This window comes from Achromobacter sp. GD03932, from assembly GCF_029839485.1.
Classification (GTDB): Bacteria; Pseudomonadota; Gammaproteobacteria; order Burkholderiales; family Burkholderiaceae_B; genus Achromobacter; species Achromobacter bronchisepticus_A.
This window is the reverse complement of record NZ_JAOCAT010000024.1, coordinates 48,119-62,607: the sequence shown is the minus strand read 5'-3', so window position 1 is coordinate 62,607 and position 14,489 is coordinate 48,119. Positions and strand designations below refer to the sequence as shown.

Sequence of the window (14,489 nt, the reverse complement as noted above, 5' to 3'; positions counted from 1 at the left end):
ATTAACTATGTAACAAATTTGACGCGCGCATCCGCTTTTATTTCTGCCGTTGCGCATCCAACGTTCCATTATCTGGAGCATCCGCCGCGTCCGGATCGCCGGTACCGCGTCAAACCCTATACATCCATTAGATTCCGGCTGCCGGAATAGATTCCGCCCGCCGAATGCATTTCTTGTTGCCTGCGCACCGTGGCACGAGGATTACCGCCAAATTCAGCAAGAATCAGGCCGCAATCAACTGCCAGCACCACAATCCGCGTACATCAAAAGACAGATCAGCCAGGTTCGCGCAATGCACACACCCGCCCAGTTCTATCCGCCCCGCTCCCAAAAACACGCTTTGCGAACGGACAACCTTTGATTTTAGCGCATTTAGCGCACGCCAGCACCTTTCAGCACTACCATGCGGCTGGATAGCTCCTGATAGCGCTTGCGCGCATCTTCCGTGGCCAGACCCGCCGCAGCGAGCTTGGCCATTTCCAGCTTGGCCGAGTCAAACTCGATGCGCCTCAAGGCATCGTCCCATTCCGTTTGCGGATCAGGCAGGTCTTCCTGGGACAAAATGTCGGCCCGCAGGCCCTTCAGCACCGTGGCCAGATCCGAATCCGGCTCCGCGGCTTCCAGCAAAGCGCCGACGTGGCGGGCGCCGCTGGATTGCGCCAGCATGATCAGGTCTCTTACAAGACCTAGATGGGGGCCGTGGTCGATGACTTCAAGCTGCTGGTCACCCATGGAGTCGACCAGTTCGGGGTGCGCCAGCAACAATCCCAGCAGGCGCTTGGCCAGCGACGGCATGGTGCGGCGGCCTTCGAACCCGCCCACATCGTTGTCGCGCTTGCCTTTCCAACCGCCTTTGCCGCCCTTCCAGTCGCTCTTGCCCTTCCAGTCGCTCTTACCCTTCCACTCCTGCTTGCCGCCGCCGCGCTGAGCTCCTGCCCCACCAAAGTCGGAACTTTGGGACGGCAGATGAACTTGGTCCGCGTAGTCGGACTCATCGGCCGGAATGTCATGAAAATCGTGTCCGGCGAAGTCGTAGCCCGTGTCCGGATAGCCCGGCTCGTGGCCAGGCGCCGCAGCAGCGCCTGCATCGCCTCCCGCGGCGCCCGGCTTGGGCGCAGGCGCAAAGGGCTTGGCGGGCTGCTGAGCAAGCACCTGAGCCATTTCCTCCGGCGTCAGCTGCACCAGCTTTGCCATTTCCCGCTCTATCTGCACACGCAGCGCGCATTCGGGAATGGCGGCCAGCAAGGGCTTGGCCTCGTGCAGGCAACTGGCCCGCCCTTCGGCTTCGTTCATGTTGTGCCGCGAGGCCAGCTCGTCCAGCAGGAAGCGGGACAGCGCGACGGCCTCTCCCAGGCATGCCCGGAAAGCTTCCGCGCCCAGTTCGCGCACATACGAGTCGGGATCGTGCTCCGACGGCAGAAACAGGAAGCGGATCGCAATGTCGTCGCGCAGCACCGGCAGGCAAGCCTGCAGTGCGCGCCACGCAGCGCGCCGGCCTGCGCCGTCTCCGTCGAAGCTGAAGATGACCTTGTCGCTGGCGCGCAGCAGCTTCTTGACGTGGTCCGGCGTGGTGGCCGTGCCCAGCGTCGCTACCGCGTTGGCGATACCTTGCTGCGCCAGGCCGACCACGTCCATGTAGCCTTCGACCACAATGACCTGCCCTTCCTGGCGTATGGCCTGACGGGCCTCCCACAACCCATAGAGCTCGTGCCCCTTGGAAAACAGCGGGGTCTCGGGCGAATTCAGGTACTTGGGCTCGCCCTTGCCGATGATGCGTCCGCCGAAACCGATGAGACTGCCCCGCGCATTGCGGATCGGGAACATGACACGTTCCCGAAAACGGTCGTAGCGGCGGCCGTCCTCGGATTCGATGACCAGCCCGGATTCCACCAGGACGGGGTCCTCGTAATTCGGAAAGACCTGCGACAGGCCATGGCGGTCTGTGCCCGACCATCCCAGGCCGAAATGCGCTGCGATTTCACCGGTCAGGCCACGCTGCTTCAAATAGCGGATCGCCGCGGGCGAAGCCCGCAACTGCTTGAGGTAATGCGCCTGGGCGGCATCCAGCACCTGCGTGTGGCGGGATTCCTCGGCCTTGCGGCGCGCGGATTCCTGCTGCTGGCGTGGACTGCGATTTTCTTCGGGGACCGTCATTCCCGCCGACGCCGCGAGCGTACGCACGGCATCGGGGAAACTGGCGCCCGTGTGTTCCATCAGGAAGGTGATGGCGCTGCCATGCGCCCCGCAACCGAAACAGTGATAGAACTGCTTGGTGGGGCTGACAGTGAACGAGGGACTTTTTTCGTTATGAAAAGGGCACAGGCCAAGCAAGTTGGCCCCGCCCTTTCTCAACTGCACGTATCGCCCGACTATGTCGACGACGTCGACTCGGGCGAGCAAATCCTGGATGAATGATTCTGGAATCAATAGATTCGGGAATCAAAGATCAATACAGGCGCGGGGGCAGTTGTTGGCTACGGATGCGCTTGTAGTGGCGCTTCACAGCGGCGGCGTGCTTGCGCTTGCGCTCAGCCGTGGGCTTCTCATAGAACTCGCGCGAACGCAGCTCGGTGAGCAAACCGGTCTTTTCGATGGTGCGCTTGAAGCGGCGCAGAGCGGCTTCAAACGGTTCGTTTTCCTTCAGTCGAACGATAGGCATAAAGTGATTGGCCTGCTTGTAGGGTAACAAAAGTTGATGACAAACCTGGCTTGCTTACCAGCAACGCTGCGCGGGTCCAGGTACGCGTAAACGGCCTCGTCGATACTGAAATCATACCAACAGAGGCAGGTACCGCGAACGGGGAACCTTGAAAGCGCAATCCAGGCGCCGGACCGGCTTCAGCGCTGCTTGGCAGCCCTGAACCACAGACCCATCCCGGATTTCCGCTGGCTGTTTCCGTTACCCAAAGACTACCCAAAGAGTAACAAGCCAAGTTCGGTTTAGCGATAACCAGCGATTCTAGCATGGTCACGGCCACTTTGACTACTGGAGGGACAGTCTGGCGCCCTGGGCGGCCAGAGTGCCCTCTCCTGCCGGAACGCCATGCTCAGCTCTTGGAGCCCTTGCGGATCCAGGCCTCGAGCTGATGCGGACGCAGGCTGTCGTAATCTTCGAACGGCTGGTGGATCCAGGGATTCGTCGGCAGCTTGTCGACGTAGTAGTCCGGCGTCGCCTGGGAATGGCCCTTCCACCACAACACCGCGCTGCGCAGCTCGGTAATGTCGGCAAACTGGCTTTTCAGGTGATCGTAGACCTTGCTGAAGGTCTTGCCGGTATCGACCATGTCGTCCACCAGCAACACTCGCCCGGACAGGGTGCCGCGCGTGATGGTGATGAACTGGGCGATATCCATGTCGCCCTGCTTGGTGCCGGCCGCTTCGCGATAGCTGCTCGTGGCCAGGATGCCCAGGGGTACGTCAAAAATACGGGACATAACATCACCGACGCGCATGCCGCCGCGCGCCAGGCAAAGAATCTTGTCGAACTTCCAACCCGATTGATGCACCTGCAAGGTTAGGCGCTCGATCAGGCGGTTGTAGTCGTCCCACGTCACCCACAGATGGCTGTCATCATTGGTCGGCGTGCTCATAGGCAAGCATCTCCTGCTTAATAAATACGAAAAGGCCGCCGCCGGTATGAGACCGGCGGCGGCCTTGCGAATAATAACCCGATGTCAGCCCTTCAGGGGATGACGCAGCACAATGGTTTCATTGCGGTCCGGGCCGGTCGACACCAGGTCGATGGGCACGCCGCAAACTTCGGCCACGCGCTCCAGGTAGCGACGCGCTGCCTGGGGCAGCTTGTCGTACTCGGTGATGCCGACGGTGGATTCGCTCCAGCCGGGCAGCTCTTCCAGCACCGGTTGCGCCTGCGCCACGGCATGCGCGCCGTACGGCAGCACGTCGCGGAATTCGCCATTGACGCGGTAGCCGACGCCCAGCTGGATGGTTTCCAGGCCGTCCAGCACGTCCAGCTTGGTGATGCACAGGCCGGTGATGCCGTTCAGGCGGACCGAGCGCTTGAGCGCGGCGCCATCGAACCAGCCGCAGCGGCGCGGACGGCCCGTAACGGAACCGAATTCCTTGCCGATCGTGGCCAGGCGGGTGCCGATCTCGTCGACCAGCTCCGTGGGGAACGGGCCCGAACCGACGCGGGTCGTGTAGGCCTTGGTGATGCCCAGGACGTAGTCCAACTGCTGCGGACCGACGCCTGCGCCAGCCGACGCCGCGCCAGCCACGCAATTGCTGCTGGTGACAAAGGGATAGGTGCCGTGATCGACGTCCAGCAAAGCGCCCTGCGCGCCTTCGAACAGCAGGCGCTTGCCTTCCTGTTGCATGGCATACAGGTTGCTCGACACGTCCTTGACCATCGGGGCGATAGCCGGAGCCAGCGCCATGGCCTGGTCGCGCACTTCGTTGGCGGAAACCGCCTCGGCGCCCAGGTACTTGGTCAGCACGAAGTTGTGGTAATCCAGCACTTCGGCCAGCTTTTCGTCGAACAGCGCGGGATTGAACAGGTCCTGCACGCGCAGCGCGCGGCGGGCGACCTTGTCTTCATAGGCAGGGCCGATGCCGCGACCGGTCGTGCCGATCTTGCCGTCGCCCTTGCGCGCTTCGCGCGCCTTGTCGATGGCGACGTGGTACGGCAGGATCAGCGGGCAGATTTCGGAAATCTGCAGACGCGAACGCACGTCCAGACCGGCGGCCTCAAGCTCTTCGATTTCCTTGAGCAGGGCTTCCGGGGACAGCACGACGCCGTTGCCGATGAAGCAGGTGACGCCGGGATGCATGATGCCCGACGGGATCAGGCGGAGAATCGTCTTCTTGCCGTTGATCCACAGCGTATGGCCGGCGTTGTGACCGCCCTGGAAGCGGACCACGCCCTGGACGGATTCCGCCAGCCAGTCGACGATCTTGCCCTTGCCCTCGTCACCCCACTGGGTGCCGATTACGACTACGTTCTTGCTCATGTTACGAATCAATATCGAGTTTCTCGGGAAATCCGGAAATCTCCCCGCGGCCCTCTCGTTGCCGAGAGGGGGTTAGTCACAGCGTTCTGACCGTCCAGGCGCCATCCTGCAGCGCCAGCTCGCGATCGCAAACGAATTCGTCCTGATCCTGCTCGTGACCGGGCAATACCTGAACGACAATTTCCCCCGACCGGCGCAGGCGGCGCACCGCCTCGGTCAGGGCGGGGGCTTGCCCCCAGGGCGCACGTACCGCACGCGCCCTTTCCGCCGGCGGCAAACCCGCCGCCAGCTTGCGTAAATCAAGACTGAAGCCGGTGGCGGGGCGGGCCCGGCCGAACGCACGGCTGACATCGTCATAACGGCCGCCGCTGACCAGCGCATCGCGCCAGCCTTCGGCATACAGCGCGAACTTCACGCCGGAATGGTAGCCATAGCCCCCGACGTCGGCCAAGTCCACGCCAAACGCCACATTGGGCATGGCGTCGACCACCAATTGCAGGGCGTCCAACGCCGCCACGACGCCCGGCAGCAGGGGCAGTTCACGGCGCGCCTCCTTCAGCACTTCCGGCCCGCCGTACAGCTTGGGCAGCAATTGCAGGGCCTTCAGGGTCTCTGCACGCAGCCCGGGAGCCCGTTCGGCCAGTTCGCCCAGCCCCGGAACGTCCTTCTCGCGCATCAGCAGGATGACGTCCTGCGACAGGGCCGTTGCCGCCGGATCGGACTCCAGGAGCGCGCGCAGCACGCCCGGATGACACAGATCGAGCCTCGGGTTACGCACGCCGGCAATTGCCACCGTTTCCAGCACCAGCTGGATGATCTCCAGGTCGGCCTCGAAACCGGCATGGCCGTAGATTTCAGCGCCGATCTGCAGCAGCTCGCGACTGGCCAGCAGGTCCGCTGGGCGGGCATGCAGCACATTGCCGCAATAGCACAGGCGGGTAACGCCAGCCCGGTTCAACAAGTGCGCGTCAATGCGCGTAACCTGGGGCGTCATGTCCGCGCGCACGCCCAGCGTGCGTCCGGACAATTGGTCGACCAGCTTGCAAGTGCGCAGATCCAGATCGCTGCCCGTGCCGGACAGCAATGAATCGATGTATTCGACCAGGGGCGGCGCGACCAGCTCGAAACCGTAAGTGCGATACAGATCGAGAAGTTCGCGGCGCAATTCCTCGATGCGCCGGGCCTCTGCCGGAAGTACGTCGGCAAGGCTCTCGGGCAGCAACCAGTTACCCATGAATGTTTACCTGAAGAACGCCAAGTGATGCGTGGGCGTCGCCCAAACGAAAAAGCGGCTGAGGGGGCGTAAGCCCGCTCAGCCGCTGCGGAATGTTTTCTAGCTTACGGGGTATTGTACATGGTTCGGCGACCAACGCCAGCCGGGACAGCACAACCGTCCCGTATTGCGGGGACCTCAGGATGACACCCAGCCCGCAAGCAAAAAGCCCCTTGGAAGTCCAAGGGGCTTTTTTCCGCATTACCGTCGCCGCGTCACTTGGCCGGCACGGTGACCGGCGCCAGGGCGTCGCCGGTGGGGTCCTTCATGAACTGGAAGAAGCTGGAGCTGGGGTCGACAACCAGCACGTCGCCCGGCTTCGAGAACGAAGCGCGGTAGGCTTCCAGGCTCTTGTAGTACGTGTAGAACTGCGGGTTCTTGCCGTAGGCCTGCGAATAGATCGCGGCGGCCGCGGCATCGCCCTCACCCATGATGCCCTGGGCCTTGGCGTAGGCCTGGGCCACGATGACTTCACGCTGGCGGTCGGCTTCGGCGCGGATCTTTTCGCCTTCGGCGGCGCCGATGGAGCGCAGCTCGTTGGCGACGCGCGTACGCTCCGCTTCCATGCGGCGGTACACCGATTCCGAAATTTCCGGCGCGAACTCGATGCGGCGCAGGCGCACGTCGACGATCTGGACGCCCAACGGCTCGGCGCGCTTGGCGACGTTGGTCAGGATTTCGGCCATGATCTTGTCGCGTTCGGTCGAGACCACGTCGCGCACCGTGCGCACGTTGACCGAGGCGTTCAGCGCGTCGCGGATCAGCGCCTGCAGGCGCTCCTGCGCCACACGCTCATTGCCGCCGGTGGACACGTAGTACTGACGCGGATCCAGAATGCGCCACTTGACGTACGAATCGATCAGCAGGTTCTTCTTTTCGGAAGTCTGGATGCGTTCGGCTTCGTTGGTTTCGATGGTCAGAATGCGCTTGTCGAGCGTCACGACATTCTGGAACGGAGGCGGCGCCTTGAAGTAGAGGCCGGGTTCGCTGATGGTCTTGCGTACTTCACCCAGCGAGAACACCAGGGCATAGTCGCGCTCGCGCACGACGAAGACGCAGGAAGAAAGGGCGGCCAGCACGATGAGCAGGCCGACCAGGATAGGCATGAGACGTTGCATGATCAGGACTCCTCCGGGGGTTAGCGCGACGTACGGTCGCGAGGCAGCGTGTTGCTATTGCTGCTGCCGGAAGACTGAGGCACCGGCGCGGCGCTGCCGCGCGCCGGCGACTGCGCGGGCGGAGCCAGCGTGGTCGAACCGGAACCGGCGACACCGGACTTGCTGGCGTCCTGAGCGGCCAGATGCATGATCTTGTCCAAGGGCAGGTACAGCATGTTGTTGTTGCTCTTGGTGTCGACCATGACCTTGCTGGCGCGCGTGAAGATCTCCTGCATGCTTTCCAGATACATGCGCTGGCGCATGACCTGCGGCGACTTCTCGTATTCGCCGAGGATGCTGGTGAAGCGCGAGGTATTACCCTGGGCGTCGCCGACAACCTTGGCCTTGTAACCCTCGGCCTGCTCCGTCATGCGGGAGGCCTGGCCGCTGGCCAGCGGCACGACCTGGTTGGCGTAGGCCTGGCCTTCGTTGATCTGGCGCTCGCGGTCCTGACCTGCCTTGACGGCGTCATCGAACGCGGCCTGCACCTGTTCAGGCGGCTGCACGTTCTGGATCGCCACGGTGCTGACCTGCACGCCGGTCTGGTAGCGGTCCAGGATCTGCTGCATCAGGGTTTGCACTTGCGTGGCCACCGTGGTGCGGCCTTCGTAGAGCACGAAGTCCATGGACTGCTTGCCCACGACTTCGCGCATGGCCGTTTCTGAGGCCTGGCGGACGGATTCGTCCGGGTCGCGCGTCATGAACAGGTAATCGGGCGCGCCGTCGGCACGCAGGCGGTACTGCACGACGAACTGCATATCGACGATGTTCTCGTCCGTCGTGAGCATCAACGCTTCAGGCAGGACCTTGTTGCGCGCGCCGCCACGGAAACCGACTTCGAACGTGCGCAGTTGCGACACGTTGACCATTTCGTGGCTTTGAATGGGATACGGCAGGCGCCATTGGAAACCGGCTTGCGACGTCGACTTGTACTTGCCGAACTGTGTCACAACCGCGACCTGGCCTTCCTGAACGATGTAGAAACCGCTGGCCAGCCAGATGCCGGCCGCGACCAGGGCGATCACCCCCAGGCCGATGCGCGCACCGCGCGGCGACGGCGGTGTCATGCCGCCGCGGTTTCCGGGGCGGTTATTGCCGCCCCCGCCCTTGCGCCCGAACAACGATCCGATGCGATTGTTGAAATCGCGCCAGACCTCGTCCAGGTCGGGAGGGCCGTCTCCGTTGCCTTGGGGCCGCTTGGGCGGCGGCTCGGAGCCATTGTTGTTCCCACGACCCCAGCCGGGGTCATTCAGATTGAAGAGTTTGATAATTCGCGGCATTGTTTCCCACAATCTGTCCGGTTTCCGCAATTGCCCCGCGCAACGCATCCAAACCGGCGCGCTCGGTGGCGCTTACAAATACTCGCGCAATCGTACCATGTGCATCGCGTTCCACCCGCGGCTCCAATCCGGCAAGATCGATCTTGTTGTAGACCAGAATGGTGGGAATCGCGGCCGCGCCGATTTCGGCCAGAACCTTGTTGACCTCGAAGATCTGTTCGTCGCGCTGCGGGCTGGCGGCATCGACCACGTGCAGCAGCAGGTCGGCATGCACGGTTTCTTCCAGGGTGGCGCGGAACGCCGCAATCAGGCCGTGGGGCAGATCGCGGATGAACCCGACCGTGTCGGACACCACCACCGAGCCCGCCCCTTCGATCCAGATGCGGCGCGTGGTCGTATCCAGCGTCGCGAACAACTGATCGGCGGCGTAGCTGTCTGCGCGCGTCAGGGCATTGAACAAGGTGGACTTGCCGGCGTTGGTATAGCCGACCAGCGATACCGACAGCGCACCGCCGCGCGCGCGCGCCCGGCGCTGGGTCACGCGTTGGCGTTCGACCTTGTCCAGACGTTCGCGCAGTACCTTGACCTTGGCGCCGATCATGCGGCGGTCCATTTCGAGCTGGGATTCACCCGGCCCGCGCATGCCGATACCGCCACGCTGCCGTTCCAGGTGGCTCCACATGCGGGTCAGGCGCGTGGCCAGATGCTGCAGCTGGGCCAATTCGACCTGCAGCTTGCCTTCATGGCTCTTCGCGCGCAGCGCGAAGATGTCGAGAATGAGCGCAACGCGATCCACCACGCGCAGGTTGAAGGCGCGTTCCAGGTTGCGTTGCTGCGCGGGGGACAGCGGCTGGTCGAAAAGGACGATGTCGGCCAGCAAGGCCTGGGCCATCGCCACACCCTCATCGGCCTTGCCTGAACCGATGAAGAACTTGGCGTCGGGTCTGTCCCGCCGCGCCGTCAAGGTGCCGACGATTTCCGCGCCAGCGCCCTTGGCCAGCATGGCGAATTCCTCGGCATGGGCCGCGAAGTCCGGATCTCCCAGATCGACGCTGATAATCAGAGCGCGCATACATGCACCATATTGGAGCCAAAGCGAAAATGCCCGCCGACGAGGACCGTCCGGCGGGCAATAAAAGGTAAAGCTGGAGCGAGATTACTCAGCAGGGACTTCCACCTGGAAATTCACGGCACGCGCGGGAACGACGGTCGAAATGGCGTGCTTGTAGACCATTTGCGTGACCGTATTGCGCAGCAGCACCACGTACTGGTCGAAGGATTCGATTTGCCCTTGAAGCTTGATGCCGTTCACCAAGTAGATCGACACGGGCACATGGTCCTTGCGCAGCGTGTTCAGGAACGGATCTTGCAGAGTTTGCCCTTTATTGCTCATTGGCCAGGCTCCATTTGTTTGTTATTGAGTGGTGGCGTACTTCTGTACTGGTGGGGTACGCCGAAACTTGTACTCTACAGGGTTTTCCCGGCCCGTGCTACTTGGGCAGGAAGCAAAAGTGACACCAGAGTTTTCCGACTGGAAAGCTGCTGCCGCTCAAGCCTGCAGGACCTCCGCAAGCGCCTTCAACAGCAGTTCGCACTGCTCATCGGTGCCCACGGTAATTCGCAAAAACTGATCGATGCGTTCATGGCGGAAGTGGCGCACGATGATGCTGCGCTCGCGCAAGGCGGCGGCCAGGCCGGCGGCATCCTTTGAGGGGTGCCGCGCAAACACGAAGTTCGCGGCCGAAGGCAGCACTTCGAAGCCCAGGGATTGCAGGCCCGCCGTCATCCGCGAGCGGGTTTCGATCACGGCCTGGCGAGTACGTTCAAAGTACTCCACGTCTTCCAGGGCCGCCACCGCACCCGCGGAGGCAAGGCGGTCGATGGGGTAGGAGTTGAAACTGTTCTTTACACGCTCCAGCCCGTCGATGAGCTCGGCGCTGCCTACGGCAAAACCGACGCGCAAGCCCGCCAGCGAACGCGACTTGGACAGCGTCTGCACGACCAGCAGGTTGTCGTAGCGGTCCACCAAAGGAATGACGGACTCTCCGCCAAAATCCACGTAGGCCTCATCCACCACGACGACCGCGTCGGGATTGCCAGCCACGATGCGCTCGACTTCCGCCGCGCTGAGCGCGCGGCCGGTGGGCGCATTGGGATTCGGGAAGATGATGGCGCCCGCCTGCCCCTTGCCGCCGGGCAGATAGTCTTCGACGGCGATCCTGAAATCCGCCGTCAGCGGCACCGTTTCGTACTGGATGCCGTACAGACCGCAATAGACCGGATAGAAGCTGTAAGTGATGTCCGGAAAGCGCAGCGGGCGCTCATGCTTGAGCAGCGCCAGGAACACATGCGCCAGCACTTCGTCGGAACCGTTGCCCACGAAGACCTGGCCCGGCTGCACGCCGACCGTGCCGGCAATGGTCTGCCGCAGGCGGTCGGACGAGGGGTCCGGGTAGAGCTTCAGCGTGTCGTCGCAGGCAGAGCGGATCGCGTCGAGCACCTTGGGCGACGGCCCATACGGATGCTCGTTGGTGTTCAACTTGACCAGGTTCTGAAGCTTGGGCTGCTCGCCCGGAACATACGGACTGAGCGTCCCGACCACGGGACTCCAGAAGCGGCTCATGGATCAGCTTTCCTGCGTGTAGGGGTTGTGCGAAGACTTGAATTCGATGCGCAGCGGCGTACCGGCCAGATCGAACGCGTTACGGAAACGCGTTTCCAGGTAACGGCGATAGGAGTCCGGAATGGCGTCCAGCGCGTTGCCGTGGATGATGACCAGCGGCGGGTTCTGTCCGCCCTGGTGCGCGTAGCGCATCTTGGGACGGAAGATGCCCTTGCGGGGCGGCTGTTGTTGCTCGACAGCGATCTGCAGCTCGCGCGTCAGCTTGGGCGTGGACAGCTTGGCGAACGCCGCGGCGTGCGCCGCGTTGATCGACTTGAGCAAAGGCTTCACGCCCTGCCCGCGCAGCGCCGAAATGGTGTGCATGCGCGCGAACGACAGGAAGCGCAGCTTGCGCTGGAATTCGCGTTCGATGCGTTCCTTGGCTTCGCTGTCCAGGCCGTCCCATTTGTTGATGGCCACGACCACGGCGCGCCCCGTTTCCAGCACGAAGCCGGCAATGTGCGCATCCTGCTCGGAGATTTCGGTCTGCGCATCCAGCATCAGCAGCACGACGTTGCTGGCCTCGATGGCCTGCAGCGTCTTGATGACGGAGAACTTCTCGACCGCCTCGAACACCTTGCCGCGCTTGCGCAGGCCGGCGGTGTCGATCAGCGTGTAGCGGCGGCCGTCGCGCTCGAAGTCGATCTCGATGGCGTCGCGGGTCGTGCCCGGCATGTCGAACGCGATCACGCGCTCTTCGCCCATCAAGGTGTTGATGAGCGTGGACTTGCCCACGTTGGGGCGGCCGACGATGGCCAGCTTGATGCGGTGATCGTGCTCAGCCTCTTCGAACGCGTCTTCTTCGGCGGGCGGCTCGGCCAGATCTCGAAGCGCCAGCTCGATCAGGTCGACGATGCCGTCGCCGTGCGCTGCGGAAATCGGATAAGGCTGGCCCAGCCCGAGTTCATGGAACTCGGAAATGGCGCCGCTGGCGCCCATGCCTTCCGCCTTGTTCACCGCCAGCAGCACGCGCTGCTGGCCGGATTTGCGCAGCAGCTGGGCGATTTCGTGGTCATGGGCGTTGATGCCCGCGCGGGCATCAACCAGGAACACCACGACATCGGCCTCGGCGATGGCCTGCCGGGTCTGGCGCGCCATCTCCAGCAGGATGCCGTCCTTGGCGACGGGTTCGAAACCACCGGTATCGATGACGATGAAGGGGATCTCGCCTACCCTGCCCTCGCCGTAATGGCGATCGCGGGTCAGGCCGGAGTAATCGGCCACCAGCGCGGCGCGCGATCGCGTCAGGCGGTTGAATAGGGTCGACTTCCCCACATTGGGGCGGCCGACCAGGGCGACGACAGGCTTGAAAGACACGGTGTAAGGCTTTGTTCTATAGGTTTTAGTTGGCGCCGATCAGGACGAGGTTGCCATTGCCCGTCTGGATCAGCACTCCCTGGGGGGTGGTCTGCGGCGGCGACACCACGGGACCGCCGCCTACCGACAGGCGCGCCATCAGGCTGCCGTCGCTACGCGACAGGAAATGCACATAGCCTTCCAGGTCGCCCACTGCCAGCGCACCGCCCAGCATGGCGGGCGCGGTGACCTGGCGGTTCTTCAATGCCGCCTGCTTCCAAACGTTGCCGCCATTATCCAGCGCAAATGCGTTGACCACACTGTTCTGGTCCGCCGCATAGGCGAAGCGTTCGTCCAGGGACAGGCCGCTGACGCTGGAGAAGTCCTTGGCCCACAACGGGCGGCCGCCGGCGGTGACGTCGAAGCAGACGATGCGTCCCTGATAAGCCACGCCGCAAAGCAGGTTGCCCGCGATGCGAGGCGCGCCGACCACGTCGGTCAAGCGCTCCAGGTCGCTGGCGCCACGCGGCGTCGCCACGGTGCCTTCCCATTGCACGTTACCACTGTTGGACGCGATGGCCATCAGTTTGCCGCCCGGCAGGCCGGTAATGACCAGGCCTTCGGCCAGGACCATCTGCGACACGCTGCGCAGGGCCAGCGAGGGGCCCGGGCGCTGCACGTTCCAGACGCGTTCGCCGCTGTTGGCGTCGAAGGCCTGGATGCGGTAGTCGCCGCTGCGGACCACGACGATGCCATAGCCCACGACGGGCGGAATGGTCACGTCGCTGGTGGCACGGACTTTCCACTTCACCTTGCCGGTGTCATCAAAGGCGACGACGTCGCCGTTCGGCGCGGCCACGGCGGTAGTGGTGCCATCGCTGCCGGCGCCGGCTGACAGCTTGCCGTCGACCTTGGCTTTCCAGATGGCGCGGCCGCTCTGCAGGTCGAACTTGCCCACCGAACCATCGGGCGTGGCGGCGTAGACGGCGTCGCCCAGCACCGTGGGCGCAAAGCCCAGTCCCGAGCCGCTGCCGACCGAGACGCTCCAGACTTGGCGCACGGACATGCCGGCCTTGTATTCGGTCAGGGGCGCGGGATCGTAGCGGCCGTCATCATGGGAGAACATGCCGCATCCGCCCAGGGCCAGCAAGCCCGCCAGGCAAACGGCGCCACGCCACATACGACCAGGTGCAAATTTACGCATTACAGTCACGCTCCGCTCAGGGCATCCAGTTTCAGTTGCACAACCTGGGTCAGGGGATTTGCCGTGCCCAGGCCATCGATGGCGCTTTGCCAGGCGGCGCGCGCTTCCTCGCGCTTGCCTTGCGCGGCGAGGATATCGCCGCGGCGATCCGCGTACAAGGCGGCGAAGGCTGCCGGCGGATTGTTCAGCTGTGCCAACGCGGCATCGTATTGCTTCTGGTCCAGCATCATGCCGGCCAGGCGCAGACGCGCCACCGACTGCATGGACGGGTTCTTGCTCTGGCCGGCCAGCCATTCCAGCTGCTCGCGGGCGCCAGCGTCATCCTTCTGGGCCTGCAGCGCCTGAGCCGCCACCAGCGCACCGCGCGCGGCGTAGCCGGTAGACGGATATTGCTCGCGCAGCGTGGCCGCGGCCGTCTTGATACGCACCGAGGAATCGGCGCCGCCCAGGCGGGCCGCGTCTTCCAGCGCTTCGAAGTAACCCATGGCCTGGTTGGCGCGGTGCGATTGGTAGGCCTTCCAGCCCCACCAGCCGCCCCAGGCCAGCGCGACCGCCGCCACCAGCGTAACCACCAGGGTGCCGTAGCGCGCCCACCACGCCTTGATGGCGTCGAGTTTTTCCTGTTCTTCGAGATCGTATGCCATGCA

General features: G+C 63.6%; 13 protein-coding genes. All 13 read right to left on the bottom strand.

What is annotated here, in order from left to right:
- Positions 1-372: 372 nt before the first annotated feature.
- Positions 373-2,427 carry a DNA primase gene (gene dnaG, locus N5C88_RS21510; protein WP_059378968.1) on the bottom strand — a complete coding sequence of 685 codons (2,055 nt, stop codon included), beginning with the start codon at positions 2,425-2,427 and terminating at the stop codon, positions 373-375.
- 19 nt (positions 2,428-2,446) lie between these two features.
- Positions 2,447-2,659 (bottom strand): 30S ribosomal protein S21, encoded by a 213-nt coding sequence (gene rpsU, locus N5C88_RS21505; RefSeq protein ID WP_006218592.1) that lies wholly within the window; start codon positions 2,657-2,659, stop codon positions 2,447-2,449.
- A gap of 388 nt (positions 2,660-3,047) precedes the next feature.
- Positions 3,048-3,590, bottom strand: a complete 543-nt coding sequence (locus N5C88_RS21500) for a phosphoribosyltransferase family protein (RefSeq protein ID WP_042792860.1) — start codon at positions 3,588-3,590, stop codon at positions 3,048-3,050.
- 84 nt (positions 3,591-3,674) lie between these two features.
- A complete protein-coding gene (locus N5C88_RS21495) occupies positions 3,675-4,970 on the bottom strand; it encodes an adenylosuccinate synthase (RefSeq protein ID WP_042792859.1) in 1,296 nt (431 codons plus the stop codon).
- A gap of 76 nt (positions 4,971-5,046) precedes the next feature.
- Complete coding sequence (locus N5C88_RS21490) at positions 5,047-6,204, bottom strand: ATP phosphoribosyltransferase regulatory subunit (protein ID WP_118933164.1); 1,158 nt, start codon at positions 6,202-6,204, stop codon at positions 5,047-5,049.
- Positions 6,205-6,458: 254 nt separating this feature from the next.
- Entirely contained in the window at positions 6,459-7,361 is a 903-nt protein-coding gene (gene hflC / locus N5C88_RS21485; RefSeq protein WP_059378965.1) for a protease modulator HflC, read from the bottom strand.
- A gap of 20 nt (positions 7,362-7,381) precedes the next feature.
- Positions 7,382-8,680, bottom strand: coding sequence for an FtsH protease activity modulator HflK (hflK, locus tag N5C88_RS21480; RefSeq protein ID WP_054458647.1), 1,299 nt, complete (start codon positions 8,678-8,680; stop codon positions 7,382-7,384).
- A complete protein-coding gene (hflX, locus tag N5C88_RS21475) occupies positions 8,646-9,752 on the bottom strand; it encodes a GTPase HflX (protein ID WP_059378961.1) in 1,107 nt (368 codons plus the stop codon). Before hflX ends, hflK begins: the two co-directional genes overlap by 35 nt.
- 84 nt (positions 9,753-9,836) lie before the next feature.
- Positions 9,837-10,073, bottom strand: a complete 237-nt coding sequence (gene hfq, locus N5C88_RS21470; protein WP_006218585.1) for an RNA chaperone Hfq — start codon at positions 10,071-10,073, stop codon at positions 9,837-9,839.
- Between the two features lie 156 nt (positions 10,074-10,229).
- A complete protein-coding gene (gene hisC / locus N5C88_RS21465) occupies positions 10,230-11,303 on the bottom strand; it encodes a histidinol-phosphate transaminase (RefSeq protein ID WP_059378960.1) in 1,074 nt (357 codons plus the stop codon).
- 3 nt (positions 11,304-11,306) lie between these two features.
- Positions 11,307-12,659, bottom strand: coding sequence for a ribosome biogenesis GTPase Der (gene der / locus N5C88_RS21460; RefSeq protein WP_059378959.1), 1,353 nt, complete (start codon positions 12,657-12,659; stop codon positions 11,307-11,309).
- Between the two features lie 25 nt (positions 12,660-12,684).
- Positions 12,685-13,842 (bottom strand): outer membrane protein assembly factor BamB, encoded by a 1,158-nt coding sequence (bamB, locus tag N5C88_RS21455; protein ID WP_059378957.1) that lies wholly within the window; start codon positions 13,840-13,842, stop codon positions 12,685-12,687.
- A gap of 5 nt (positions 13,843-13,847) precedes the next feature.
- Positions 13,848-14,486, bottom strand: coding sequence for a tetratricopeptide repeat protein (locus N5C88_RS21450; protein ID WP_118933165.1), 639 nt, complete (start codon positions 14,484-14,486; stop codon positions 13,848-13,850).
- Positions 14,487-14,489 lie beyond the last annotated feature (3 nt).